We start from the raw sequence: 26787 nt of genomic DNA, 5'->3' as shown, positions 1-26787 counted from the left end.
TGCAATCAAATGCAAGCAGGAAACATCGATCGACTGTCCTCACGTGACCGGGCGCGCCGCGACCACCGGCGCCTCCCCCCTCCCCTTATGCTCGCCAGCCGGATCGATAGCAGAATTTATCGGTTATCGTCGGCCCGCCCCGTTGTAACTTAGCCGGCTCGCTTCAATGCAACGAACCAGACCAGGAGCACGATCCATGACGTCGATGAACCGCCGCGCATTCGCACGCGTGATGCTGGCCGCAGGCCTCACTGCCGCCGGCGTCCGAACGCACGCCGAGAACGCACCCGATGTGTTACGCATCGGCTACCAGAAATCGTCGACGCTCATCACGCTGCTCAAGACGCGCGGCGCACTTGAACAGGCACTGGCGCCGCTCGGCTTGCGTGTGTCGTGGCATGAATTCGCGAGCGGATTGCCGCTGACCGAAGCGCTCAACGTTGGCGCCGTCGATTTCAGCGCCGACGTGGCCGATACGGTCCCGGTCTTCGCGCAGGCCGCGCATGCGCGTTTCGTGTACGTCGCGCAGGAAGCGCCTTCGCCGAAGGCGCAGGCGATCGTCGTCAAGCAGGACGGCGCACTGCGTACGCTCGCCGATCTCAAAGGCAAGCGCATTGCGGTCACGAAGGCAGCCGGCAGCCACTACCTGCTGCTTGCCGCGCTCGCACGCGCGAAGCTCGCGCCTGCCGATGCGGCGATCCATTACCTGACGCCCGCGGACGGCCGCGCAGCGTTCGAGCGCGGCAGCGTGGACGCGTGGATCACGTGGGATCCCTATGTCGCGTCGGTCGACCGGAATCCCGACGTGCGGATTCTCACCGACGGCAACGGGCTCGCGTCGTACCAGCGCTATTACCTCGCATCGAGCCGTTTCGCCGCCGCGCGTCCCGACGTCATCCAGATCCTGTTCGACCAGCTGTCGCAGTCGGGCACGTGGCTGCGCGACCACCCGCAGGAGGCCGCGAATACCCTCGCACCGATCTGGGGGCTCGACGCGACGACGATCGCGCGCGCGAACGCGCGGCGCAGTTATCTCGTCCGCGCGGTGACCCCGCAAAATTTCGGCGAGCAGCAGCAGATCGCCGACACGTTCCTGGCCGCCGGACTGCTGCCGATGCGTGTCGAGACGGGTCAGGCGCTGCGCTGGAATTTCGCTGCGAAACGGGCGGAGCCGGTCGGTGTGTGAATGGCCGTTCAGTGAAGGGCGATAATTTTCATCGTCGCCGATGAAATTGTGTTGACAGCCCCTTCGGACACGCTATAATTGCGTTCTTTCGCGATGCAGCAACAAGCGAAACGTGCCCAGGTGGCGGAATTGGTAGACGCACTAGGTTCAGGTCCTAGCGGTGGCAACATCGTGGAGGTTCGAGTCCTCTCCTGGGCACCATCTGTTTTTGAAAAGGTCGGCTTCTAGCCGGCCTTTTTTCATTTCCGGCTCTGGAAACAATGCGCCTGCTCGCTTCGCGCGAGATCTCGAAAGGCTGCGCTTGCAAGCGTGATCAAGCCCTCCCCCTGCCGACCATCATCTGCTTTCTACTTTTTTCATTTCCGGCATCCGGAAATGATGCGCTCGCGTCCCTGGTCGGCATCCCAAGTTCGACGACACGCGTCGACCGCCGCGATGTTTGCGCACCCCACCCACCCGATGCCCCGCGAACAGGTCCGCCGAATTATTTTCGTTCGCGACCTCAAATTGTGTTGACAGCCCCTTCGGACACGCTATAATTGCCTTCTTTCGCGATGCAGCAACAAGCGAAACGTGCCCAGGTGGCGGAATTGGTAGACGCACTAGGTTCAGGTCCTAGCGGTGGCAACATCGTGGAGGTTCGAGTCCTCTCCTGGGCACCATATGTTTTTTAAAAAGGTCGGCTTCTAGCCGGCCTTTTTTCATTTCAAGCCCAGGAAGCAAAGCGCCTGCGCGCTTTGCGTGAGGACTCGAAAGGCTGCGCTTGCAAGCGCAGCCGGGGTCGCGCATGTGTGACCGAGTCCTCTCCTGGGCACCATCTGTTTTTTAAAAAGGTCGGCTTCTAGCCGGCCTTTTTTCATTTCCGGCTCCGGAAACACATCCCCCATCTTCACGAACGAACCCATCGATTCCGTTTGCGCGATCAGCACCGGTGAGCCGTGACGGCGTGCTGCGAACCCGGCGACAGCCATTTGTCCCGCATGAATGCCACCACCGGCATCACGTTGCGCCTGACTTTCCAGCGCTCCGCAATCCGCCCCCGATTCCCGACGCCTCACTCCGCCATCCCCGCCTCCACCCAAAACCGGGATTTCCCTAGGCTGACATGCCGGCGCTCACGCGGTTAAATAAATCAACGTGATTTATTTAATGCGCCACCAAACGGCGCACCATGGAAGGAGACGCCATGAGAAGCCCGCACTTCGGCCAAGGCAGCAACTCGGCCAACGTGCGCCGTTACAACGAGCGCCTGCTGTTGAAGACGCTGCGCCGCGCCGGCAGCGCGTCGAAGGCCGATCTCGCCCGTCTCGCCAGCATGACGGGCACGGCGGTCGGCAGCATCATCGCGTCGCTCGCCGACGCAAAGCTGATCGAATTCGCGGGCCGCACCGAAGGCCAGCGCGGCCAGCCGGCCTCGCTGATTCGCCTCGACCCGCGCGGCGCATTCGGCATCGGCGTCCACCTCGACCGCATGCGCATCGAAACGGCGCTCGTCAACTTCGCGGGCGACGTGCTCGGCCGCCGCTCGCACGACACGCTGCTGCCTCCGCCCGCCGACGTGCTCGAAATCGTCCGGCACGACATCGACGCGATGCAGGCCCTGCTCCCCGACCACGAGCGCGCCCGCCTGACCGGCATCGGCGTCGCGCAGCCCTACAACCTGGGTGCGTGGATGCGCGAACTCGGCCTCGCACCCGACACGTTCCGCGCGTGGGAAGACGTCGATTTCGCGGCCGACCTCGGTCGCACGCTGTCGCTTCCGGTATTCGGCGAAAACGACGGCAACGCGGCCGCGATCGCCGAGCTGTTCTATGGATACGGCCGGCAGTGCGACGACTTCGTCTACCTGTTCATCGGGCCGGCAATCGGCGGTGGCATCGCGATCGACGGCGACTGCCTGCGCGGCGTAACCGGCAATGCGGGCGACATCGCCGTGATTCCCGTGCCGCCGAGCCGGCTGGCATCCGCACCGCCGCCGCGCGGCCCGTGGGACATCCTGCTCGCGCGCGCATCGCTGCACGCGCTCGTGCGCCATCTGCGCCATCACGGCGAGACGGTCGACAACCGGGCCGATCTCGAAGCGTGCATCGCCCGCGGCCTGCCTGCCGTCGACGAATGGATCGACGATTGCGTCGACGCGCTCGCGCCGGCGTTGCGCGCGGTGCTGTGCGTGGTCGATGCGCCGGTGGTCGTGCTCGACGCCGATACCGACGCGGGCCTGCTCGACGCGGTCACGACCCGCCTGCGTGCGGCGCTCGTGGCCACCGCGCCCGAAGCGCGCGGCACGCCGGTGCTCGTACGCGGCACGTTCGGCGCCGACGCCGGTGCGATCGGCGCAGCCACGCTGCCGATGTTCTTCAACTTCTCCCCGCGGGCCGGCATCCTCAAGGGCGCCCGCACCGACTCGCAGGAGGCCAGCCATGTCGCGATCTGAGTCGCCCCGCCCGCTGCTCGAGATGCGCGGGATCAGCAAGACGTTCCCGGCCGTGCGCGCGCTCGACAACGTCAGCCTGACCGTCTATCCCGGCGAGATCCATTCGCTGATGGGCGAAAACGGCGCGGGCAAATCGACGCTGATGAAGATCCTGTCGGGCGCATACCGCGCCGATGCCGGCGGCGAGATCCTGATCGACGGCGCACGCATCGACATCGACGGCCCCCTTGCCGCACGCGATGCGGGCGTCGCGGTGATCTACCAGGAGCTGTGCCTGTCGCCGAACCTGACCGTCGCGGAAAACATCTACATCGGCCGCGAACTGCGGCGCGGCAACCGGCGCTGGGGCACGATCGACCGCGCGGCGATGGCGCGCGGCTGCGAGGACGTGCTCGCACGCCTCGGCGCATCGTTCGGGCCCGACACGCTCGTTGACACGCTGTCGATCGCGGAGCAGCAGCTCGTCGAGATTGCGCGCGCCGTGCACACCCGCGCACGCATCCTCGTGATGGACGAGCCGACCACGCCACTGTCGTCGCGCGAGACCGAGCACCTGTTCCGCCTGATCCGCCAGTTGCGCGAGGAAGGTCTCGCGATCATCTACATCAGCCACCGGATGGCGGAGATCTACGAACTGTCCGACCGTGTATCGGTGCTGCGCGACGGCGCGTACGTCGGCACGCTCGAACGCGCATCGCTGTCGGCCGAGCGTCTCGTCGCGATGATGGTCGGCCGCGACATCTCCGGCTTCTACAAGAAGGAACACGCGCCGTACGATCCCGGCCACCTGCTGCTGTCGGTCCGCGACATCGCCGACGGCGCGCGCGTGCGCGGCTGCAGCTTCGACCTGCACGCCGGCGAGGTGCTCGGCGTCGCGGGGCTCGTCGGCGCAGGCCGCACCGAACTCGCGCGGCTGATCTTCGGCGCCGAACCGCGCGTGCGCGGCGACGTGAAGGTGGGCGACCGCACGTTCGGCGTGCACTCGCCGCGCGACGCGATCGACGCGGGCCTCGTCTACCTGACCGAAGACCGCAAGCGCCAGGGCCTGTTCCTCGACATGAGCGTGCGCGACAACATCAACATCTCGGTCTGCAGCCGCGATGCGCGCCTCGGTGCACTCGACCTCGCGCGCGGCGCCGAACGCGCACGCGACGCCATTGCGTCGCTGTCGATCCGCGTGCCGAACGCGAACGTCAACGTCGGTGCGCTGTCGGGCGGCAACCAGCAGAAAGTGCTGCTGTCTCGCCTGCTCGAGACGAAGCCGCGCGTGCTGATCCTCGACGAACCGACGCGCGGCGTCGACATCGGCGCGAAATCCGAGATCTACCGGATCATCAACGAACTCGCGCGAGCCGGTGTGGGCGTGATCGTGATCTCGAGCGAACTGCCGGAGATCATCGGCGTCGCGGATCGCGTGCTCGTGATGCGCGAAGGCGAGATCGCGGGCGAACTCGGCGGCCACACGCACACGCCCATCACGCAGGAAGCGATCATCGCGCTCGCCACCGGCTCGCAGGCCGAACTCGCCGACGCGCACTGAACCCGCCCTTTCATTTCACTTTTACATTCAGGTTACCGAAATGATCAACCCGACCAAGCAGCGGAACCTCGCTTCCGCGACGGCCCAGCCGGTGGGCAACCGTACGCCGCTGTTGCGCGGCACCGATCACCGTGCCCGCATGCAGTCGCTGATCCGCACCGCCGGCATGCTGCCGGTGCTGCTGGTTCTGTGCATCGGCTTCGGCTTCCTGACCGACGGTTTCTTCACGCTGCAGAACCTGTCGATCGTCACGCAGCAGGCATCGATCAACATCGTGCTCGCCGCCGGCATGACCTTCGTGATCCTCACGGGCGGCATCGACCTGTCGGTCGGCTCGGTGCTCGCCGCCGCGGCCGTCGCGGCGCTGCTCGCGTCGACCATCCCGGGCTGGGGCTGGCTCGGCGTGCCGTTCGCGCTCGTCGTCGGCCTCGTGTTCGGCGCGATCAACGGCGGCCTGATCTCGTTCCTGCGCCTGCCGCCGTTCATCGTCACGCTCGGTGCGATGACGGCCGTGCGCGGTGTCGCACGCCTGATCGGCAACGACACGACCGTATTCAATCCGCAGTTGCCGTTCGCGTTCATCGGCAACGGCACGATCCTCGGTGTGCCGTGGCTCGTCGTGATCGCGTGCGCGGTGATCGCGATCTCGTGGTTCATCCTGCGCCGCACGGTGCTCGGGATGCGCATCTATTCGGTCGGCGGCAATCCGGAAGCCGCCCGCCTGTCGGGCATCAACGTGCGGGCGATCCAGTTGTTCGTGTACGCGGCGTCGGGGCTGCTCGCCGGCCTCGGCGCGGTGATGTCGGCCGCGCGGCTCTATGCGGCCAACGGCCTGCAGCTCGGCCAGTCGTACGAACTCGACGCGATCGCCGCCGTGATCCTCGGCGGCACGAGCTTCGTCGGCGGTGTCGGCTCGATCGTCGGCACGCTGATCGGCGCGCTGATCATCGCGGTGCTGACGAACGGCCTCGTGTTGCTCGGCGTATCCGACATCTGGCAGTACATCATCAAGGGGCTCGTGATCATCGGCGCCGTCGCGCTCGACCGCTACCGCCAGCGCGATTCCGCACGTACCTGAACCCCTTCCCGCTCATTCGACCTTGCGGCGCAGGCCGATCCCTGCGCCCGCTCGCCAGCCCACTTCTCGGAGACACAACGACATGTTCAAACACAAAGCCGTCCTGACCGCCGCTGCCTGCGCACTCGCCTTCGGTACTTCCGCCGCGCACGCGGCCGACAAGCCGCTCAAATCGATCGGCGTCACGGTCGGGTCGCTCGGCAACCCGTACTTCGTCACGATCGTCAAGGGCGCCGAGGCACGCGCCAAGCAGCTCAACCCGAATGCGAAGGTCACGGCCGTGTCGGCCGACTATGACCTGAACAAGCAGTTCACGCAGATCGACAACTTCATCTCCGCGCATGTCGACATGATCCTGCTCAACGCAACCGACCCGAAGGCGATCGAGCCGGCGGTGAAGAAAGCGCAGGCGGCCGGCATCACGGTCGTCGCGGTCGACGTCGCGGCGGCCGGCGCGAACGCGACCGTGCAGACCAACAACGTGAAGGCCGGCGAGCTGGCATGCGATTACATCGCGAAGAAACTCAATGGCAAGGGCAACGTGATCATCGAGAACGGCCCGCAGGTGTCCGCCGTGATCGACCGCGTCAACGGCTGCAAGACCGTGCTCGCGAAAAATGCCGGCATCAAGGTACTGTCGAGCGACCAGGACGGCAAGGGCTCGCGCGAAGGCGGGATGAATGCGATGCAGGGCTACCTGACGCGCTTTCCGAAGCTCGATGCAGTATTCACGATCAACGACCCGCAGGCGATCGGCAGCGATCTCGCCGCGAAACAGCTGAACCGTCCGGGCATCGTGATCACGTCGGTGGACGGCGCGCCCGACATCGAAGTCGCGCTCAAGACCAACACGCTCGTGCAGGCGTCGTCGAGCCAGGATCCGTGGGCGATGGCGCAGCAGGCCGTCAACGTCGGCTACGGGATCATGAACGGCCAGAAGCCGGCCAACCCGATGATCCTGATCGAACCGACGCTCATCACGCGCGACAACGTGAAGAGCTACAAGGGCTGGAGCACCCCGCGCTGATCGCGCCGCGCCGCCGCAAAACCGGGCGGTGCCCGGCCGCATCGCTGCACGCGACGGCCGGCGCCACCCGCCTCTGACTTCTCCCCGTGCATGGCCGCGCGCAACGTCGCGGCACAAGGTTTCGACATGACGACGACGTTTCCCCGCCTGATCGTATTCGGCGAGGCACTGACCGATTTCATCCGCGACGACGCGCAGAACTGGCACAGCGTCGCCGGCGGCTCATGCTGGAACGTCGCGCGCGTCGGTGCGCGGCTCGGCGTGCCGACGGCCTTCGCCGGCACGGTCAGCCGCGACATCTTCGGCGACGAGCTGATGCGCAAGAGCGCCGACGCGGGGCTCGACCTGCGTTTCATCCGGCAGGTCGATCGTGCGCCGCTGCTTGCGATGGTCGTGTCGAAGCAGCCGCCCCACTATTTCTTCATCGGCGAGCACAGCGCCGATCTCGCGTTCGATCCGGCGGACCTGCCCGCCGGCGCACTCGACGCGGCCGAGATCGTGCATGTCGGTTCGCTCGGTGTCGTGCGCGAGCCGCTCGCGTCGCGCCTGATCGAAGTTGCGCAAGCTGCGCGGGCGGCCGGCAAGCGGATCTCGTTCGACCCGAACTTCCGTGCGCCGATGGCCGCGCCATCGTATCGCGACACGCTGCGCCGGCTGGCCGGGCTCGCCGACTGGATCAAGGTATCCGACGAGGATCTGCACGGGCTGTTTCCCGAACTCGATGAAGCTGCCGCGCTCGCGCAACTGCGCACGTGGGCACCGGACGCGACGATGCTCGTCACGCGCGGCGCATCCGGCATGCAGCTCCTGCATCGCGACACCGTGCTGTTCCAGCCCGCGTTCCCGACCGAGGTTGCCGATACCGTCGGCTGCGGCGATGCGAGCATCGGGGGCTGGCTCGCGAGCCAGCTTGCGCGTCCCGATGCGTCAGCCGCCGAGCATCTGCGCTACGCAGCCGCCTGTGCGGCGGTCGCCTGTGCGCATGCAGGCGCCTATGCGCCGACGGCGGCCGAAGTGACCGACATGATCGATCGCTCCTCCGACGCCGTGGCTCCGCAATAACACGCGCAGGCGCGCCGCCCCCGCACCGTCAAGCGGCGGTCGTTCCGCCGCTACCGTTCGGCGGCATCCCGGCCTGCAGCAGCTGCAGGCTCTCGTCGACGCTCAATTCGGACATCGCGTCGTCGTGCAGCGTCTCGTCCGCTGCGCGGCGCAACGCATGCAGCGCGTGCACCTTGAGCCGTACGATCGCGAGGCGCAACCCGCGCGCCGTGCATTCAGCCGCGAACGTGCGCAACGATTCGATCGTCGTGCCGTCGACATCCGGCGTTTCCTCGAGGCTGAGCATCACCGTATGCGTGTCCGGCGCGGTCTTCATCAGCGCACGCACGCGGTTCAGCATCCGGTCCGCATTCGCGAAGAACAGCTGCGCCTCGGGCCGTACGATCAGCACGCCCGGCACCGGCTTCGCTTCGGCATGGCTCGCCACGTCGACGAAGTCGTGACTGTCGCGCAGCCGGCCGAGCACGCTGACGTTCGGCTCGGACAGCTTGCGCAGCGTCAGCAGCAGGCTCACGCCGATGGCCGCGAGCAGCCCGTGCAGCACACCGAGCACGAGCACCGCGAGCAGCGCCGCGATCACGACGAGCCGGTCGCGATGCCAGGCCCAATACGGCCGGAATACCGACGGATGCAGCGAGTGGCTGACCGCGAAGATCACGATCGCCGCGAGCACGGGCTCCGGCGTGCGCGCGAGCTGCGGCAGCAGCAACCAGACGATCAGCGCGACCACGCCCGCCGCCCACAGGCCGGCAAAGCGCGACTGCGCGCCGGCCGCTTCGTTCGCCGAGGTCGCCGAATAGCCGGCACCGACCGGCATCCCGTGCAGCAGGCCCGACACCAGATTCGCGCAGCCGAGCGCGACGAGGTCGCGATTCGGCGACACGCTGTCGCCATGCTTCAGCGCGAAGTTGCGGATCGATCCGTACGATTCCGCGTACAGGATCAGCATCAGCGCGAACGCAAGCTCGATAGTCTGCATCCACGCATTGCGGTCGAGGGTCGGCAAGCCGAACTCGATGTGCTTGAAATCGATGTGGCCGACGATCGCGATCCCGTATCGCTGCCAGTCGATCGCATAGCCGGCCGCGATCGACAGCACGATCACGACGAGCGTCGCGGGCACGCGCGAGCTCCGCCCGAGCGTGAACAGCAACGCCAGTGCGGTCGCACCGAGCGCGACGCTGGCGAGATTCGCATGCGGCGCGCCGGTGATCAGGTCGAGCGCGACATGCGGCGCATCGCTGTGCTGCACGGAAATCGCGAGAATTTTCGGCAACTGCTTGATGACGATCGTCACCGCGAGGCCGAACGTGAAGCCGCGCAGCACCGGCCGCGCGACGAAATCCGACATGCCGCCGAGCCGCGCGGCGCCCGCCAGGATGAACAGCACGCCCGTCATCGCGACGAGCGCCGCCGCAAGCGCGAGCTGCGCGGCGAGCGCCATCCCCGACTCCGCGAGCACCGTCGCGGCCAGCACGGCGGCGGACGACGACGTCGACGACACGATCGCGAAGCGGCTGCTGCCGGTGAGCGCATAGACGACGAGCCCCGACAGCAACGCGATGAGACCGGCCTGCGGCGGCAGGTTGGCCAACCCCGCGTACGCGACCGCCTCGGGTATCAGCAGGCCCGCGATCGACAGGCCGGCCAACGCATCGAGGCCGATGCGTCGCTTGGGTGGCGGCGAAGTCGCGTCGAGCACGGCGAAATGGTCGGCATGCTGCGGGCCGGCATCGGGACGGATCGGGGCGGTCGTCATGAGGCGGTCAGGGCTTGACGGCGATGACGCCCGACCAGCCGGGCAGATAGCGTGCGTCCTGCTCGTGCGCGCGATGCAGTGCGATATCGAGCGCCTTCGCGAAGTTCTTGCGGATCTGGTCGAGCGACACGTGCTGGCGCAGGTAGTCGGCCCACAGGAATTCGCTGAACGGCGTCGCGTCCTTCGCATAGCCGCCCGCCGTGCGCAGCTCGCCGGCAAGGCTGCGGTACGGATCGTCCACGAGCCCCGTCAGCGCCTTCGGCAGATTCTCGTAGTCGCGGCGCGTGCCGTCCGCGCCGAACGGATGCACCCATTGGTTGTGTTCCATCATCCGCCAGAAGATCGTGTGGTCGAGCCACGACAGATCCTTCAGCAGCATCGCGTTCACGCGCGCCTCGCCTTCCTCGATCAGCGCGAGGCCGAGATGGTGGTGATCGGTGATGTAGTGCAGCCCATCCGGGCCGAGCACGGCCGGGAACCAGTGCGATTCGATCGCGGCCTTGCGCGCACGCTTGCTGAGCGCCTTCCAGTGCTTGCGCTTCGCCTTGACTTCGCGATAGCCGACCGTCATCTGCGTGGGACGCAGTTCTTCAAGCTTGACGGGAATCAGATGAACATCATTGCCGAGTGCCATGGTCGTACCCCATGTTGCGAAATTCCGGCAACGATACTCCTGATCGCGCGAGCCGTTAATACGTCATGACCTCGATACGCATCCGGTTGACGATCTCTGACACCCTCCTGCGCATGCGCTGCGCCGCGCTACGCGCGCAGATCGTTGCGTTCGAGACGATGTCGAATGTAAGGAATACCGTCGTGCACGATGCTCACGCGACGCATCCCGAGCTTGCGCGCGACATTCAGCGAGCCGCTGTTGGCCTCCGCGATATCGGCGATCACGCGCGGCAGCCGCACCGTGTCGAAGGCATGACGCACGACGGCTGACGCAGCCTCGCTCGCGATGCCGCGCCCCCATGTCGTACGCACCAGCCGCCAGCCGATCTCGACGTCGCGCGCGCCGTCCGCATAGTCGGGAATCAGCAGGATCCAGCCGATGAACGCATCGGGCGCGGCCTTCTCGAAGATCGACCAGTAGCCGAGGCCTGGCGGATAGTCGCGCGTGATCCGGTGCGTGACGAAGCGTCGATGCTCGACCGGATCGTGCCACGGGCCCGCGATGTGCCGCGTGACCTCGGGATCGCGATCCATCTCGATGCACGCATCGAGGTCGGCCAGCACGCGCGGACGCAGCCACAGCCTGGCCGTTTCGAGCACCGGCAGCGTGGCGGCGGAAGGTTCAGTCATCGGGACTCCTGATTCGGTGACGATGTGCATCGGGCGCATTACAAAACAACTACAAACAGCCTGCCGGAATGATACAGATGCCTGTCGCCTGTTCCGTGCGACGCCGTTTCCATTTCCGAAACAGTTCATTTCCTAGGGATTATTCCCGATTCGACGTTATCGCGCCCTACATCGCCCGGCGCAGCGGCCTACACTCGATCAATGCCCCCGCACCGCGCGCAAGCCGGGCCGGCATCCGCATGCACATCGTGAGCGCGCAAGCCAACGAGGAGACCTCGGACATGAGCTGGACCCGCGAACAACGCAACGTCACGATCGCCGCCTACCTCGGCTGGACGCTCGATGCGTTCGATTTTTTCCTGATGGTTTTCGTGCTGAAGGACATCGCCGCCGAATTCGGTTCGACGATCCCGGCCGTCGCGTTCGCGCTCACGCTGACGCTCGCGATGCGCCCGCTCGGCGCGCTGATCTTCGGCCGGCTCGCCGACCGCTTCGGCCGGCGCCCGACGCTGATGGTCAACATCGCGTGCTATTCGCTGCTCGAACTCGCGTCGGGTTTCGCGCCGAGCCTGACCGCGCTGCTCGTGTTGCGCGCGCTGTTCGGTGTCGCGATGGGCGGCGAATGGGGCGTCGGCTCCGCGCTGACGATGGAAACCGTGCCGACCCATGCGCGCGGCTTCGTGTCGGGGCTGCTGCAGGCCGGCTATCCGAGCGGCTACCTGCTCGCGTCCGTCGTGTTCGGCCTGTTCTACCAGTACATCGGCTGGCGCGGGATGTTCATGGTCGGCGTGCTGCCCGCGCTGCTCGTGCTTTACGTGCGCGCACACGTGCCCGAATCGCCGGCGTGGAAGCAGATGGAGAAACGCCCGCGCCCGAGCCTTGGCACCACGATGCGGCAGAACTGGAAGCTCACGATCTACGCGATCGTGCTGATGACCGCGTTCAACTTCTTCTCGCACGGCACGCAGGATCTCTATCCGACGTTCCTGCGCGAACAGCATCACTTCGATCCGCATACCGTGTCGTGGATCACGATCGTACTGAACATCGGCGCCATCGTCGGCGGCCTGTCGTTCGGTGCGATCTCGGAGCGGATCGGCCGGCGGCGCGCCATCTTCATCGCTGCGCTGATCGCACTGCCCGTGCTGCCGCTGTGGGCATTTTCGAGCGGCCCGGTTGCGCTCGCCGCGGGCGCGTTCCTGATGCAGATCTCGGTGCAGGGTGCGTGGGGCGTGATCCCGGTTCACCTGAACGAGATCTCGCCCGACGAGATCCGCGCGACCTTCCCCGGCGTCGTCTACCAGCTCGGCAACCTGCTCGCGTCGGGCAACGCGACGATGCAGGCCTCGCTCGCCGTGTCGAACAACAACAATTACAGCTTCGCGCTCGCGCTCGTGGCCGGCATCGTCGCCGTCGTGATCGCCGTGCTGATCCTGTTCAGCCGCGAACGGCGCGGCATCGACATGACGCAATCGGTCAATACGCGTAGCGCGGTCAGCTGACCCCGCGCATTGCCGCATCGCACCATCGCGCGTGCCCCGCCCTGCCGAGGGCGCGCGCGATACTTTCCGCATCCGCACATCGAACTAGAGGAATTTGTCCAGATTCCCCGCTTGCCCGCTCCGCCTGCCCTTTTTTATCTTAATAAAAACGACTGTTTGAATCAGACAAACAAATCACCAGTTCGCGGCCGGGCGACCGGCATGGGAGGCGGGACATGGCAGTAAGTCAGGAAGGACGGCCATCCACGGGACGGCCGTCCGGGGCGCGGTCATCCGGCACTCGGCAGACCGGCGGGACGAAGGCACGCATCCTCGATGCGGCGGAGGATCTGTTCATCGAGCATGGCTTCGAGGCGATGTCGATGCGCCAGATCACCTCGCGCGCGGCGGTCAACCTGGCCGCGGTCAACTACCACTTCGGCAGCAAGGAAGCGCTGATTCACGCGATGCTGTCGCGCCGGCTCGACCAGCTCAACCAGGAACGCCTCGGCATCCTCGACCGCTTCGATGCGCAACTCGGCACGCACATCACCTGCGAGCACGTGCTCGGCGCAATGTTCATTCCCGCGCTGAAGGCATCGCGCAATCCCGAGCGCGGCGGGCCCGGGTTCCTGCGCCTGATCGGCCGTGCGTACACCGACCCGTCGCCGTTCGTGCGCAACTTCCTGACCGCGCACTACGCGAGCGTCGCGGGCCGCTTCTTCGACGCGTTCCAGCGGGCCTTGCCGCACCTGCCGCGCACGGAGCTCGGCTGGCGCCTGCACTTCGCGATCGGCGCGCTGTCCGGCGCGCTCGCCGGCGCCGAAACGGAAAGCCTGATCGACGAGTTCTCGCAAGGCCGCACGATGAACGACGTGCAGATGATCGCGCGACTGTCGTCGCTGATCGTCGCCGCGCTGAAAGCGCCGATGCCCGACAGCGCGCAACTGTCGATCTTCGCGGCCGTGCTCGACGACGCAGGCGCGAGCGAAGCGTTCGGGCTGCCGCAGTCGGGCGCGACCACCGCCGATACGGCGACGCTGCATTCCACGAACTGAGCGCGCGAGGCCACGCGCGGCTTCCTGTTCACGATTTGATTGAAACGCGCGGTCACGCGGGGCGTCGAGACGTTCCCGTCGATCGACCGTGCGGCACGGGGCACGGGCGGGTGCTGAAGCACCCGCCGTCGCCGAGAGCACAGACCGGAGACATGTCATGTCATCTTCCGCAGCACCCGCAGCGGCCCAGGTTCCGCCGAACTCCGACGGTATCTGGTACGCGTCATACCCGCCCGGCGTCCCGCACGAGATCGACGTCACGCAATATGCATCGCTCGTGCAGTTCTTCGACGAATGCACGAGCCGCTTCGCCGAGCGCGTCGCCTATGTGAGCGCCGGCGCATCGATGACCTACCGCACGCTCGCGCGGAAAGTCGACGCGTTCGCGTCGTATCTGCAAAGCCTCGGCGTCAAGCCCGGCGACCGCGTCGCGATCATGCTGCCGAACACGTTCCAGTACCCGGTCGCGCTGTTCGGCACGCTGAAGGCCGGCGCGATCGTCGTCAACGTCAATCCGCTCTACACCGTGCGCGAACTCGCGCACCAGCTGAAGGACAGCGGCGCGCAGACGATCGTCGTGTTCGAGAACTTCGCGCGCACGCTGCAGGACGCGCTGCCGGAAACGCAGGTGAAGAACGTCGTCGTCACCGCGCTCGGCGACCTGCTCGCCGACGGCTTCAATGCGAAAGGACGCCTGATCAATTTCGTGCTGAAGCACGTGAAGAAGCTCGTGCCGGCCTACCACCTGCCGCAGGCGATCCGGTTGCGCTCCGCCCTCGCGCTCGGTGCACGCGGCAAGCCGCAACCCGTGAAGATCACGCGCGACGACCTCGCGTTCCTGCAATACACGGGCGGCACGACGGGCGTCGCGAAAGGCGCGATGCTCACGCACGGCAACCTGATCGCGAACCTGCTGCAAGCGAAGGCCTGGATCGCCGACCAGGTATCGGGCGACGTCGAAACCGTGCTCACGCCGCTGCCGCTGTATCACATCTATTCGCTGACGGTGAACGCATTCATCTTCATGGGGCTCGGCGGGCGCAACATCCTGATCGCGAACCCGCGCGACATGACGATGGTGATGAAGATCATCCGCAACGAGACGTTCACCGGCATCACCGGCATCAACACGCTGTACAACGCGTTCCTCGACAACGAGGAATTCCGCAAGCGCGATTTCTCGAAGCTGAAGCTCGCGATGGCGGGCGGGATGGCGATGCAGCGCGCGGTCGCGGAGCGCTTCCAGCAAGTGACGGGCCGGCCGGTCGTCGAAGGCTACGGCCTGACCGAATGCTCGCCGATCGTCACGATGAACCCCGTGGACCTGAGCGACATGGCCGCGTTCAGCGGGTCGATCGGCCTGCCCGCGCCGTCCACCCTCGTGCGCTTTCGCCGCGAGGACGGCACCTGGGCGCCCATCGGCGAACCGGGCGAGCTGTGCGTGCACGGTCCGCAGGTGATGCGCGGCTACTGGCAGCGCCCCGACGAAACGGCCAAGGTGATCGACGCCGACGGCTGGCTCGGCACCGGCGACATCGGCGTGATGGACGAGCGCGGCTTCATCCGCCTGATCGACCGCAAGAAGGACATGATCCTCGTGTCGGGCTTCAACGTGTATCCGAACGAGATCGAGGAAGTGCTGGTGATGCATCCGGGCATCAGCGAAGCCGCGGCGATCGGCATTCCTGACGAGATACAAGGCGAACGGATCAAGGTGTTCGTCGTGCGCCGCGACCCGTCGCTGACGGTCGACGACGTGCTCGCGCACTGCCGCAAGAACCTGACCGGCTACAAGATGCCGAAATTCGTCGAGTTCCGCGACGCGCTGCCGCAGACCAACGTCGGCAAGATCCTGCGCCGCGCGCTGCGCGACGAGGAACTCGCCAAAATCAAGGCCGCGAAGCAAGGCTGAACGATCCATCGCCCCAGGAGACGCCGTCGATGAACGAAGGAAAGAAGCGCCACGCGCGGCATGCCGCCGTCGTGGCAGTCGCCTGCCTGTTGTCGCTCGGACAGACGGGCCTGCATGCACAGGAAACGGCCGCCGCCGCGGGCGCGGCAGCGGGTGCCGTACTGCCGGCGGATCTCGCGAAAGTCACGCGCGAGCCGGTCGCGCAGCAGGCGCGCTGGCTGCGCACGGCCGCACAGCGCGGCACGCTCGCGCAACTCGATGACGCGACGCTCACGGCGCTCTTCAAGGCACTCGATCCGCTCGCCGTACCGCTGTATATCCGTAACGGTCCCAACGGCTATCCGTCATACCAGTTCACGATGGTGCGTCAGGAGCGCATCAGCGGAAAATGGTCCGATACGCCCGACCACATGCTCGTGAAGACCACCCGCGAGCCGCTGCGCGTCTATGCGAAATGGCTGCCGGGCGGTGCGCACGCCGGCCAGGAGACCATCTACGACGCGACGCAGCGCAAGGACGAGATGTACGGTCACCTCGGCGGCCTGCTCGGCAAGATTCCGCTGTGGACGGCACTCGACGGCGCACTCGCGCGCGCCCAGTCGAATCACCAGGTGACGGATCTCGGCACCGAGTTCATCACGAACCTGTACCTGACCGAAGGGAAGAAATACGTGGAAGCCGGCGTGCAGCGGCCGACCGATGTGGAAGCCAGGACGGTCGGTGGCGTGCGCGTGGTCGCGCTCACCTACGAAACGCCGACCGGCCGGCCGCAGTTCTACGCGAAGAAGGAAGTCCTCGGGCTCGACCTGCACGCGCCCTATTTCCGGACCGTCGAGTCCTATGACAACGACGGCAAGATCTTCGAGCGGATCGTCATCGAGAAAATCGCACCGGCGACACTCGACGACACCGCATTCGACCCGAAAAACCCCGACTACGCGTTCTGATGCGCGCCGGCGGGGCCGGCCTCGGGCTCAATCGTCATCGTCGTCGCCGTGGTGCCGGTGCCATTGCTTGTAATAGTGCTTGCGCCACTTGCGATAGCGATCGTCGTCGTCATCGCCGTAGTAGCCGTATCCGTAGCCTGGATAGGCGACCACCGCCGGCTGCGGCGCCACATAGACCGGCGCCGGTTCGACATAGACCGGCGCGACCGGTACGCCGATGCCGACCGACAGGTCGACATGCCCCGCCATCGCACTGCCGGAAGCCAGCAACGCCACGGCCCCGACCCACCCTGCCCATCGTCTCTTGTTCATGTTCTGAATCCCTGATATGCCGGCCCGCCCGGCTCGCTCGACCGAATGTACGCGCGGCGCGCGAACCAAGGTGATACGGCACTGCGAGAGTCGTAACGCGGCGTAACGAAATGACATTAGCCGTTCGGCCGAATCGCGAAAATGCGCTGGAACGTCTATAGTGGGTTACGGTTCGACACAATCACGGCTACGCGCTCCCCGATTGAACAGGGTAGAATCCCGCCAAACACCTTGTGGACGACCACGCCACACACACGCACAACATATTCTCTGACGCAGGCTCCTGCCGCACCTCAATGGCCAATCCCGCAGAATCCCATCCGCAAAACGACTTCATCAATTCGGCGCGCAAGGAACGTAAGCGCGTTGAAATCTATCTCGTCAACGGCATTCGTCTGACGGGATGTATCGAGTCGTTCGACCAGTACCTGGTGATGCTGCGCACCCCCGTGGGTCTGCAAGGCATCTACAAGCGCGCGATTTCCACGATCCAGCTCGACACGGGCGGCTCGCGCCCGGGTGGCAGCGGCCCCCGCGGGCCGCGCACCGGCGGGCGCCCGGGTGGCCGTGAAGGCGGCGGTCACAGCCCGTACGGCTCGCACGGCGGCTCGCGCGAATCGCGCGGCGACGGCGGTTACGGCTCCCGCGAACCGCGTGAAGGCTATGGCTCGCGCGAACCGCGCGAGGGTTACGGCTCGCGTGAGCCGCGCGAAGGCTACGGCGCCCCGCGCGAACCCCGTGAACCGCGCGAAAGCTACGGCGCGCCGCGCGACGCCGGCGACGCATCCGGCAGCGCATCGCCGTCGGATTCTCGCGGCGGCAACGGGCCGGTGATCGTGACACGCCGCCGGCGAATCGTGCCGGACGGCCAGTAAAACAAAAGGGCAAGCCAACCGGCTTGCCCTTTTTACTTGTGCGGCCGGCGCGGCATGTCGCCGCACCGCCATCGGGTTCAGTGTGCCGTCGTCGGCAGGCCCGCATCGGCCTCGCGCTGCAACGAACGCACCTGCTGCTGCAACGCACGCAGTTGCGACTGCAACTCGGCCTGCTGCGCCTGCAATGCGGCCGTCTCGTTGCGTACGCTCTTCTGGCGATCCGCGACCGCCGCCTGCTGCTGGCGGGCGATCGAGATATCGGCCTGCAGGCGCCGCGCGCGATCCTGGGTGACTTCGATCTGCTTGTCCATTTGCGCTTTCTGCGATTCCAGCTTCGCTGCCCGCAGTTCGTTCACGGCCAGCCGCTCCGCCTGATGCGAGAAATCGCGATAGATCACTTCCGCACGCGTTTCGTCGTAAGTCTTGATCACGCGCCAGAACGCCTTCTGCTGGAACAGCGCAACGAAGTACGCACCGTCCTTGACGTTGAACAGCAGGCTCGCGCCGTAGCTGCCGTTATAGCTCGTGCGCATTTCCGTCAGCGTGTGCGACTGGATCTGGCGCTGCAGGTCGTCGACCGTGCTCGGCCCCGTCGACTCGCCCGCCTGCGGCTGCACCGACGTCTGCGAATCGATCACCGGAATCGCTGCAACCGGCGCCGACGCCTGCTGTACTGCCGGCGAACCGCTGTCTGCCAGACTTTGCGCGTATGCGCCCTGCATGCCCCCCACCAGGGCGAGCAATACGCACGCCCTTCCCAACCCCGTCTTATGGCTCATGAAGTTCTATTCCCGCCCGAGTCGTTATAATTCAGCGCGATTTTATCTCATTAATTACTCACTTTCGCGGGTCTCGGGCTCCTCATCGAAGATCTGATATTTACGCATTTTTTCCCACAATACCTTGCGGCTGATGCCGAGCTGCTGCGCCGTGTCCTGACGCCGCCAACCGTTTGCGTCGAGCGCCGCAATGACGCGGCTGCGCTCGTTCATGTCCCACTTGCTGCGGTCGACGAAGACCTCGGCCGCGCTCTCCGCCGGTACCGGCTGCGCCGAATTGCGCGCGTGCGCAATCAGCCGCTGCAACCGCGCGGCATCCCACCCGCCCGTCTGCCGCACCGTCACGCCGACGCGCTCGGCGAGGTTGCGCAGTTCACGCACGTTGCCGGGGAAATAGCTGTCCGCGACCGAATCCGTCAGCCAGTACGGCAGATCGGACAACTGAGCGAGCCGATCCTCGCCGACGACCTGCGCGACGAACGACTTGAACAGCGCGATCTTGTCGACGGCGCCGCGCTCTTCCAGCGACGGAATGCTCAGCTCGATCACTGCGAGCCGGTAGTAGAGATCGGCACGGAACAGGCCATCCTTCACGAGCTGCGGCAGCTTCTTGTTGCTCGCCGCGACCAGGCGGAAATCGACCTTGACCGACGTCGCCGCCCCGACGCGCAGCACTGCGCCGTCCTCGAGCACGCGCAGCAGCTTGACCTGCTGATACAGCGGCAGATCGCCGACTTCGTCGAGGAACAGCGTGCCGCCCCCCGCCTGCTCGAAATAGCCTTTATGCGCAACAACCGCGCCCGTGAACGATCCTTTCGCATGACCGAAGAACAGCGATTCGAACAGGCCGTCGGGAATCGCGCCGCAGTTCACCGGTACGAATTCGCCGTGCCGGTAGCGCGAATGCTTTTCGTGCAGCAGTTGCGCGATGCGCTCCTTGCCGACGCCGGTCTCGCCGTGCAGCAGCACGTTGGTGTCGCAGTCGGCAAACGTATCGACTTCGTGCAAGAGCGCCTGCATCGATTCCGAGTGTGCGACGAGTTCGGTCGGATGCGACGTTTCTGCCGTATGCGCGCGCAGCTGCGTGACGAGCTTGCCGATCATGCCGCGCAGTTCGGCGCAGGTGAAGTCGAGCGGCAGGATATGCGAATACTCGGGCGGATACTGCGACGCATCGTGGTCGCGCGCCGCACCGACCCAGACGACCGGCATGCCGATGTTGGCCTGCCAGTCGCGCAGGAACGCCGCGCCGGTTTCGATCATCGTCACGCTGATGATCGCCAACGACGGCCGCAAGGCGGCACGCTCCGGCGAGATTTCCGCATTGTCGGCGCGGATCACTTCGACGTCGAAGCTCGCCATGCAGCGGGCAACGCGGTCGACAATGTCCGCTTTGCCTTCCCAGACGTAGAGGTCGAGTTCTGCGATTGCGGGGGTGGGTCTCATCAATTTGATCCAGCGACTTCAGTTAAAAACGCACTTAATTGCCTACTAGCTGCGGAACAGCGCAAGTCAACGACATGTTATGGACGGTCGCAACCCCGACCTGAACGCCCAAAAGCTGCAGCAATGGTACGAGCAGCTGGTCGAGAGCGCCAAAAATACCGTTCAGTACTGTTTTCGACAGCATTCCGAGCAGGTCGCCGATCACCGATGTGCCGATCGTGATCGGGAGACCCAACAGCGTCGCCGTCACAGTCAGGCCGGTTCCCTTGGAAAGCGCGCCGGCAGGTCCCGATAGCGCGTTCGTCAGTACTTGTCCGACCTGGTTGGAATTGACGCTTTGATAGTCATCGCTATTTCCCGTAATGCCGTCAAATACCAAAGGACCGCCAACGGATGCGACAGCGGGTACCGAAATGGCGGGAACTGTCGCGGTGACCGATGTCTTCAAACCCAGCGCGCTCAGAACGCCAACGTTCAGGAGCGTCGCGACCTGCGGCGAGCCGCACGAGTAGCCACCGGACACGTCCATCGCGCCCTGACTGTTCAACGGCGCGTCTCCGATACATACGTTTGCCAACCCAGGCTGCGCAACGATATTCGCGCGGCTATTGGCCCGCGTTGCTGCACAGCTCGTCGATGTCAACCATGCTGTTCCAGGGGCTACTTCGAGGTATAGCGGCAACTTCACACTCAAATTGAGAAGGCCGTTCAGCAACCCGCCCAACGAACCCCACGTTCCAAGCCCGACGTTCAGGTAGACCGCAATGTCTGCAGTATGGGCGAGCGTGCGCCAAGGATTTCCTGGCTTCGTTGGATCGGTGCCGCCTTCACCAACGGCAATGACTGGCGGCCGGATTACCTGCACTTGCAGCGCGGCTTGTGCAAGACCGAGAAGATTGAGGCCGGTATTGACACTCACCGCGGGGCTGTTCGCGTTGGCATTCGCGATTTCTGCTGCGGTAAACAACAGATCGAGCAGGCTAACCGTCGCATTCGCGGCATTTTGCGTGTTTGCCAGACCGATTGACAACAAGCCCGGAGTAGACGCCGAGTTGCCGATAGCGATTGGCCCAGGCACGTTCAGATTAGTAAGTGCGCCCAGTAGCTTCTGGCTTTCGGTAACGTTTGCCTGCACGTTCGCGACGGAAGTCTGCCCCAGCGCAGTGACCATCAGGGTGGCAAGGTTGCTGATCGACGTGGTCGCACTCAACAACTGATCGACAGTCCCCACCTTGAGCGCCGTGCGCAAATCGTCGATTTTGATACGCGTACATGCCAACGCCTGATACGTACCGATATTGAAGCTCAACGACGTATTGAGCAACGCACTCAACAACGAATTGACCAGGCCCGGATTGTATGCGTTGCTCGTAATCGCATTTCCGTTGCAGTCAGTGTTACTGCCGAACATCGCCAGCGACGTACCGATCGAAAATGCATCAACCGCCGCCGCGCGGGCCGTCGAAGTCGCAGAGATGGTCACCGGCCCGGCAACGGTCGACCAAAGCATTCCCAGGAACGAGTAACGCAGCTTGCGTGTCATCGTCACTTGCGCGGCGTTGAGTTGGGGGCATGACTGAGTAGCAGGCGAAGCACTGGGTTGAGGACACGCCATGCTCGCGTTGGCGACCTGATACGTCGACGATCCGCTCGCCGTTGCAGGAGGATCCCATCTGCCGCAGCTAGACTGAATCTGGTCCGTGCCATTTACCGGAGCGATCGTACTGAGCTTGTATGAGTCATTCAACTGCGCCACGCTCTGCGCGGCCAGATTCGCGCTGGAACAAGACATGTCCGTCGGATTGGTCGGCGCGGCGGCCTGCGCGGCCGCCAACGCAGCCATATCCGCAATCCTTTGCAGATCCCGCCGCTGCAAATACAGATTCCCGATATCGACCGCCCCCAGCACGACAATCGCGACCATCACCCAGATCGCCGCCATGACTGCAATGGAGCCACGCTGACGACGCATTCCGGGCCAGCCAGTGCTGCGCCGCCGACGTACATGTGATTGATCTACACGCATCGCCATGTCGCTTATTGCGCAGCCTGCCCACCACCCGACATACCGCCACTGGTGGAACCAATCTGCGAACTTATCGAGTTCGGAATCTTGTTCTTGAACGAATCCAGATAACGCTGATAGACAAGTGATGCAACGTCCCCGAGCATGGGCTGCGTCGGCGCCGCCGCGCGGTTGTCGCGCTGCATCGAGAGCCACGCCCTAGTCGAGCCGTCGACGTCGGATACGCCTGGCCTCGCAACCTGCTGCCCATATGCAGCAGCGGTGCTCATTGCCACCCCGACGATCGCGCCCAGAATCGCGATTCGACCCGCGCGTGTATTTCGCTGATGTTCATTATTCATGTCGTTCCCCGCCTGTCCGTTCATTGTGCAAACCGTTGCAGCAGCGGCACGGTCTGGTCGTAGCCAAAATTGTTCGCCATCGGTGCACTCACGCCTCGCCGTTGCACGACGGGCAGCGTAGCGGCCGCACGCTGCTGTGCGCGTACGGCAGCAGCAACTTTCGCGGAGTCGATACCGATATCCTTGCGGATATCCGCAGGCAAATGCTGCCGAGTCATCAACATCTGCGCATCCTGCGAGCGCCCCGCCGCGAACAGATAAAGCGCAAGATTGCTGACGATCTTGGGATTATGCTGATCCAGTTCGGCCGCCTTCAGCAGCGGCACCCGCGCGCCAACGACATCGCCATTGCGTAATTTCGCGTAAGCAAGATCGGATAACAGCGACGCATCGGTCGGCGCGAGTTCGGACGCCTGCGTCAATGCCTGCACCGCGTGTCCAAAATCGCCCGCCGCGCCGGCGATCAGCCCAAGCCCTCTGTAACCGCGAGCCGCGAGCGGCGTCTTCAGCAACTGCGTGTACGCTGCCGCGCTGGCAGCCGGCTGATCAGTCATCCGAAGTGCATCCGCGCGCAGCAGGGTCGTGTCGGGCGACACGCCGTACGCTTTATCGTATGCGTCGATGTGCGCAAGCGACGCATAATAAAGACCCTGTACCTGCATCCGCTGGATCAGACCCAGATACATCGCCGGTGTGTCCGGCACCGACTGTTTCTGATCGGCCGCCTGAATCAGCGCAGCGCGCTCGGTCTGCGTGTTAACGCCGTACCCGTTCTCCTTGGTCGCGCACGCGCCGAGCAGCAACGCTGCTGTCGCTACACCTGCGTACCGCACCATCCTGCTGGTCCGCTTCATCATTTTTCCTTCGTCCATCAATGGTGCGACGCCAGCGCACGCATCACCGCCAACATCCCGGGCCCAGCCGTCACGATCAGCAGCGCTGGCAACAGGGTCAGTACCATTACACCGGTCATCTTCACGGTTAATCGTCCAATCCGCTCGCGAAGCATCGCACGACGCGTCTCGCGCAACCTGTCTCCGAATTGCTTGAGGGGTTCCTGGACTGCACCGCCGTGCTTGTCAACCTGAACCATCAATCGAACGATCGCGCGCAGATCCTCATTGTCGAATCCACCGGACAGTCGTTGCATCGACTGCTCGCGTGTACGGCCTGCCGCAAACTGACGCTGCGCGATACCCATTTCCGACGACAGCACCGGCATCATTCCGCGGAAATCGTTCGTCACGACTTGCAGACTCTGATCGAGCGACAGCCCAACGCCCTGCAACAGGCGCAGCATGTCAACGAGCAGCGGCAACTCGTCGACAACGCTCTGTCTGCGGGCGGCAGCGCGACGTTGCACATAGAGCTTCGGCACCATGAAGCCGAACCCGAATGCGGCAAACATGCCGATCATCCAGTAACCGCTCTTCATCTGACCGCTCGCAAATATCGCAAACAGCAGCGGCAACCCGATCGCGCATGCAATTCGCACGCTCAGGAACAATCCACGCGTACGTGCATCGATGTATCCACACTGTTCGAGCAAACGACGATCTTCTTCGGCAACGATGTATTTGCCGAACCCCGTGTCGAGCCAGCGCATTCCCGTCGACGACAATCGATCGAGAAAATGTGCAACGCGCTCGCCACCACTCGCGTCCGGCTTCGCAGAGGTGCTGTCACCTGTTTCAGCCTTGGCCTTGGCTGCCTCAAGTACGGCCATGCGCCGATCCAGTGCGTCGACGAGCGCGCGTTCGGCGCGCGTCGTGGCACTCGCGCGCAGCACTGCCAGCATTCCGAACAGCAAAACGCCAAGCGCGCCCAAGGCCAAAGCAATCGCTCCAATCTGAGTTGCCGTCATACCATTACCTGAGTCGAGCAATTCGATACAACCACACGCTGCCGGCCAACTGCAGCAGAAATGCGAGCGTGAGAATCAGTCGTCCGCTCGGATCGCCCCACATCCCTTGCAGATACTTGGGATTATTCAAGATGACAAAACTGCCGATCATGATCGGCAACATTACAAGAACGAACGCCGACAGCCGCGTCTCTGCTGACATCGCAGTCAGCTCATGCTCCGCCTGTTCGAGATCGCGCATGAATACGGCCATGCGTTCGAGCATTACGTCTGCGCGACCGCCATATTTGACCGACAGACGCAGTACTGAACCGACGAGCTCGAACTCCTCGGTCCGATATATCTTCGCGATATGCGTCATCGCGCGATCGATCTCCACACCACCGCGCAGCATCCGCGATACGTGATCGAGACAGCCGCGCAGCGGCTCCTCCGTTGTCAGCAATGCGGCCTGAAATGCGGCCGGCACACTATTGCCGAGCGTCACGAGACGTACGATTCCGTCCAGAAACGACGGAATCTGCCGAACGATTTTGAGTCGCCGCCGCTGAATGCGTGACGCAAGCCAAACCCCGAGTATCGAAACTCCACACGCAAACGCCGCAAAGCCAGCAAGCGCGCCGCCGTGGCTGCCGGCAATCACCACGATTGCAACGAGTACGATCAGCGCGACAATCGATTTGCCGCGTGCCCCGTCGATCCCCGCGCGAGACACGAGATTGTTCAAATACTCCGTGGCGACCACATACCAGTGCACCCGAAACGTATCGGACGCACTCCGTGCAACACTCAAGGGCGACGAGGGACGCGGTGCGCTTCCCGCCGCCGGCCGAGATGCTTGCGCCGCCACCCGTACACCAGGTTCGAGCCGGCTGTCGATGAAGCGCTTCGCATCGGTTCTCACGCGCCGCGCTTCCGCGTGCCGCCACAACATCAGTGCCGACGCGACGCACAGCATGGCGATCGCGAGAACCCAGATCATCGGGCTATACATTGAAGCCTCCGCCGCGGCCAAAGCCGCTGCCACCAAAGCCGCCGCCGAAACCACCGCCCCCCAGGCTGGTGTTCACCAGCGCCTGACGATAGCGCGCAAGCTTCGGTGAATGTGGATGGATACCGAGCGACTCCCAGTGGTCGATCTCCTCGCCTTCAGGGGTTACGCGTGCTTCGTAGCGGTAAAGTTCCTGCGTCGCGATGATGTTGTCGGACAAACCGGTCACTTCGGTAATCGACAAGATCCGGCGGCGCCCATTCGACAGACGCCCGATCTGCACGATGAAGTCGATCGCGTTCGCGATCTGCCGGCGCAGACTCGACTCGGTGCCTTGGAAGCCTGCGAAGCCCGCCAGCATCTCCAGACGATACAGACACTCGCGCGGCGAACTCGCGTGCACGGTGCCCATCGAGCCATCGTGGCCGGTGTTCATCGCCTGCAACATTTCGAGCACTTCGCCGCCGCGAACTTCGCCGACGATGATCCGGTCCGGGCGCATCCGCAGCGTGTTGCGCAGCAGGTCGCGGATCGTCACGACGCCGGTGCCGTCGAAACCACCAGGCCGGCTCTCGAGCCGCACGACGTGCGGGTGGTTCAACGACAGTTCGGCCGTGTCTTCGATCGTCACGACACGTTCCGCCTCGGGAATATGGAACGCCAGTGCGTTGAGCAACGACGTCTTGCCGGAGCTCGTGCCGCCCGACACGAGCACGTTGCAGCGAGCTTCGACTGCCGCCTCGAGCAGTGCGCCGATTTCTTCGTTGTACGTGCCGTTGCCGAGCAGGTCGGACGGCTTCAACGGATCCTTGCGGAATTTCCGGATCGAGACGATCGGACCGTCGATCGACAGCGGCTCGATCACGACGTTCACGCGGCCGCCATCAGGCAGACGCGCATCGACCATCGGATTCGACTCGTCGAGACGACGCCCGATCGGCGCGAGAATGCGGCGCACGATCCGCAGCAGATGCGCGTTGTCGGTGAACCGCACGGGCAGCTTCGCCAGAATCCCGTGACGCGACACGTACACGTCGTTGTAGCCGTTGATCAGGATGTCCTCGACCGCCGGATCAGCCAGCAGGTCCTCGATCGGCCCGAAGCCGGCAAGCTCCTTCGTCAGCGCCTCGGCAATCGCACGCACCTCGTTTTCGTTGAGCGGGATGCGGCGCAGGCGCACGAAGCTGTCGATCTCGAGATCGACGAACTGGTTGATCGCCTGACGGGACCAGCGACCGAACTCGGCACCTAGTTCCTCGATACGCGTCAGCAGATGCTCGTGCGCGGCATTCTTGATGTCGTGAAATTGCTGCGTCTGGGAGAACGGCGCTGCGCCGTCGGCGAATTGAATGTCGTGTGCCATC

24 protein-coding genes and 2 tRNA genes are annotated in these 26787 nt (G+C 64.6%); 13 read left to right on the top strand and 13 right to left on the bottom strand.

Annotation, left to right across the window (positions count from 1 at the left end; all coding sequences use genetic code 11):
- The first annotated feature begins 196 nt into the window (after nt 1-196).
- The 3 genes from ACN8ZM_RS08125 to ACN8ZM_RS08115 all read left to right on the top strand — a co-directional run bounded on the left by ACN8ZM_RS08125 (nt 197) and on the right by ACN8ZM_RS08115 (nt 1848).
- A complete protein-coding gene (locus ACN8ZM_RS08125) occupies nt 197-1186 on the top strand; it encodes an aliphatic sulfonate ABC transporter substrate-binding protein (protein ID WP_420210936.1) in 990 nt (329 codons plus the stop codon).
- A gap of 114 nt (nt 1187-1300) precedes the next feature.
- A tRNA-Leu gene (locus ACN8ZM_RS08120) sits at nt 1301-1387 on the top strand.
- Nucleotides 1388-1761: 374 nt separating this feature from the next.
- Nucleotides 1762-1848: transfer RNA gene (locus tag ACN8ZM_RS08115), tRNA-Leu, on the top strand.
- 39 nt (nt 1849-1887) lie between these two features.
- Here the strand turns inward: ACN8ZM_RS08115 and ACN8ZM_RS08110 are convergent.
- Nucleotides 1888-2244: a hypothetical protein gene (locus ACN8ZM_RS08110; protein ID WP_420210935.1), complete on the bottom strand. Its 357-nt coding sequence runs from the start codon at nt 2242-2244 to the stop codon at nt 1888-1890.
- Between the two features lie 128 nt (nt 2245-2372).
- Here ACN8ZM_RS08110 and ACN8ZM_RS08105 point away from each other — a divergent pair, with 128 nt between their 5' ends.
- From ACN8ZM_RS08105 to ACN8ZM_RS08085, 5 genes are all read left to right on the top strand, one after another.
- Entirely contained in the window at nt 2373-3620 is a 1248-nt protein-coding gene (locus tag ACN8ZM_RS08105; protein ID WP_043182636.1) for an ROK family protein, read from the top strand.
- Nucleotides 3607-5160, top strand: a complete 1554-nt coding sequence (locus ACN8ZM_RS08100; RefSeq protein ID WP_420210934.1) for a sugar ABC transporter ATP-binding protein — start codon at nt 3607-3609, stop codon at nt 5158-5160. Before ACN8ZM_RS08105 ends, ACN8ZM_RS08100 begins: the two co-directional genes overlap by 14 nt.
- Nucleotides 5161-5200: 40 nt before the next feature.
- The gene (locus ACN8ZM_RS08095) at nt 5201-6238 is read left to right on the top strand and encodes an ABC transporter permease subunit (protein ID WP_043182633.1); all 1038 of its coding nucleotides are present in this window, start codon (nt 5201-5203) and stop codon (nt 6236-6238) included.
- Between the two features lie 82 nt (nt 6239-6320).
- Nucleotides 6321-7265 carry an ABC transporter substrate-binding protein gene (locus ACN8ZM_RS08090; protein ID WP_089450392.1) on the top strand — a complete coding sequence of 315 codons (945 nt, stop codon included), beginning with the start codon at nt 6321-6323 and terminating at the stop codon, nt 7263-7265.
- Between the two features lie 126 nt (nt 7266-7391).
- Complete coding sequence (locus ACN8ZM_RS08085; RefSeq protein WP_301770472.1) at nt 7392-8327, top strand: carbohydrate kinase family protein; 936 nt, start codon at nt 7392-7394, stop codon at nt 8325-8327.
- Nucleotides 8328-8355: 28 nt separating this feature from the next.
- Here the strand turns inward: ACN8ZM_RS08085 and ACN8ZM_RS08080 are convergent, their stop codons facing one another.
- The 3 genes from ACN8ZM_RS08080 to ACN8ZM_RS08070 all read right to left on the bottom strand — a co-directional run bounded on the left by ACN8ZM_RS08080 (nt 8356) and on the right by ACN8ZM_RS08070 (nt 11391).
- Nucleotides 8356-10086 carry a SulP family inorganic anion transporter gene (locus ACN8ZM_RS08080; RefSeq protein ID WP_043182630.1) on the bottom strand — a complete coding sequence of 577 codons (1731 nt, stop codon included), beginning with the start codon at nt 10084-10086 and terminating at the stop codon, nt 8356-8358.
- Nucleotides 10087-10093: 7 nt separating this feature from the next.
- Complete coding sequence (locus tag ACN8ZM_RS08075) at nt 10094-10720, bottom strand: ParB-like protein (protein WP_043182629.1); 627 nt, start codon at nt 10718-10720, stop codon at nt 10094-10096.
- A 128-nt stretch (nt 10721-10848) separates the two neighbouring features.
- Nucleotides 10849-11391 carry a GNAT family N-acetyltransferase gene (locus ACN8ZM_RS08070; RefSeq protein WP_043182627.1) on the bottom strand — a complete coding sequence of 181 codons (543 nt, stop codon included), beginning with the start codon at nt 11389-11391 and terminating at the stop codon, nt 10849-10851.
- Nucleotides 11392-11672: 281 nt separating this feature from the next.
- On the opposite strand from ACN8ZM_RS08070, the gene ACN8ZM_RS08065 reads away from it, so the two are divergent.
- From ACN8ZM_RS08065 to ACN8ZM_RS08050, 4 genes are all read left to right on the top strand, one after another.
- Nucleotides 11673-12893 carry an MFS transporter gene (locus ACN8ZM_RS08065; RefSeq protein WP_043183148.1) on the top strand — a complete coding sequence of 407 codons (1221 nt, stop codon included), beginning with the start codon at nt 11673-11675 and terminating at the stop codon, nt 12891-12893.
- Nucleotides 12894-13108: 215 nt separating this feature from the next.
- On the top strand, nt 13109-13930 hold the full coding sequence (locus ACN8ZM_RS08060; protein ID WP_420210933.1) for a TetR/AcrR family transcriptional regulator: 822 nt from the start codon (nt 13109-13111) through the stop codon (nt 13928-13930).
- Nucleotides 13931-14087: 157 nt separating this feature from the next.
- On the top strand, nt 14088-15842 hold the full coding sequence (locus ACN8ZM_RS08055; RefSeq protein ID WP_420210932.1) for an AMP-binding protein: 1755 nt from the start codon (nt 14088-14090) through the stop codon (nt 15840-15842).
- Between the two features lie 29 nt (nt 15843-15871).
- Nucleotides 15872-16789, top strand: coding sequence for a DUF1571 domain-containing protein (locus tag ACN8ZM_RS08050; RefSeq protein WP_420210931.1), 918 nt, complete (start codon nt 15872-15874; stop codon nt 16787-16789).
- A 27-nt stretch (nt 16790-16816) separates the two neighbouring features.
- Here the strand turns inward: ACN8ZM_RS08050 and ACN8ZM_RS08045 are convergent, their stop codons facing one another.
- Nucleotides 16817-17101: a PXPV repeat protein gene (locus ACN8ZM_RS08045; RefSeq protein ID WP_043182620.1), complete on the bottom strand. Its 285-nt coding sequence runs from the start codon at nt 17099-17101 to the stop codon at nt 16817-16819.
- A gap of 296 nt (nt 17102-17397) precedes the next feature.
- Here ACN8ZM_RS08045 and hfq point away from each other — a divergent pair, with 296 nt between their 5' ends.
- Nucleotides 17398-17976, top strand: a complete 579-nt coding sequence (gene hfq, locus ACN8ZM_RS08040; RefSeq protein ID WP_089450387.1) for an RNA chaperone Hfq — start codon at nt 17398-17400, stop codon at nt 17974-17976.
- Nucleotides 17977-18053: 77 nt separating this feature from the next.
- Here the strand turns inward: hfq and ACN8ZM_RS08035 are convergent, their stop codons facing one another.
- From ACN8ZM_RS08035 to ACN8ZM_RS08000, 8 genes are all read right to left on the bottom strand, one after another.
- On the bottom strand, nt 18054-18755 hold the full coding sequence (locus ACN8ZM_RS08035; protein WP_420210930.1) for a DUF2968 domain-containing protein: 702 nt from the start codon (nt 18753-18755) through the stop codon (nt 18054-18056).
- Between the two features lie 54 nt (nt 18756-18809).
- Entirely contained in the window at nt 18810-20201 is a 1392-nt protein-coding gene (locus tag ACN8ZM_RS08030) for a sigma 54-interacting transcriptional regulator (protein WP_420210929.1), read from the bottom strand.
- A gap of 34 nt (nt 20202-20235) precedes the next feature.
- Nucleotides 20236-22143, bottom strand: coding sequence for a pilus assembly protein TadG-related protein (locus ACN8ZM_RS08025; RefSeq protein ID WP_420210928.1), 1908 nt, complete (start codon nt 22141-22143; stop codon nt 20236-20238).
- Nucleotides 22144-22238: 95 nt separating this feature from the next.
- Nucleotides 22239-22568 (bottom strand): DUF3613 domain-containing protein, encoded by a 330-nt coding sequence (locus ACN8ZM_RS08020; protein ID WP_089450383.1) that lies wholly within the window; start codon nt 22566-22568, stop codon nt 22239-22241.
- Between the two features lie 20 nt (nt 22569-22588).
- Complete coding sequence (locus ACN8ZM_RS08015) at nt 22589-23422, bottom strand: pilus assembly protein (RefSeq protein WP_089450382.1); 834 nt, start codon at nt 23420-23422, stop codon at nt 22589-22591.
- A gap of 17 nt (nt 23423-23439) precedes the next feature.
- Entirely contained in the window at nt 23440-24432 is a 993-nt protein-coding gene (locus tag ACN8ZM_RS08010) for a type II secretion system F family protein (RefSeq protein WP_089450381.1), read from the bottom strand.
- Nucleotides 24433-24436: 4 nt separating this feature from the next.
- Nucleotides 24437-25426: a type II secretion system F family protein gene (locus ACN8ZM_RS08005; RefSeq protein WP_420210927.1), complete on the bottom strand. Its 990-nt coding sequence runs from the start codon at nt 25424-25426 to the stop codon at nt 24437-24439.
- On the bottom strand, nt 25419-26786 hold the full coding sequence (locus tag ACN8ZM_RS08000) for a CpaF family protein (protein ID WP_420210926.1): 1368 nt from the start codon (nt 26784-26786) through the stop codon (nt 25419-25421). The genes ACN8ZM_RS08005 and ACN8ZM_RS08000 overlap by 8 nt, the downstream gene beginning before the upstream one ends.
- Nucleotide 26787: the final 1 nt, after the last annotated feature.

Source organism: Burkholderia aenigmatica, assembly GCF_048627025.1.
GTDB lineage: Bacteria > Pseudomonadota > Gammaproteobacteria > Burkholderiales > Burkholderiaceae > Burkholderia > Burkholderia aenigmatica.
This window is presented reverse-complemented; position numbering and strand designations above follow the sequence as displayed.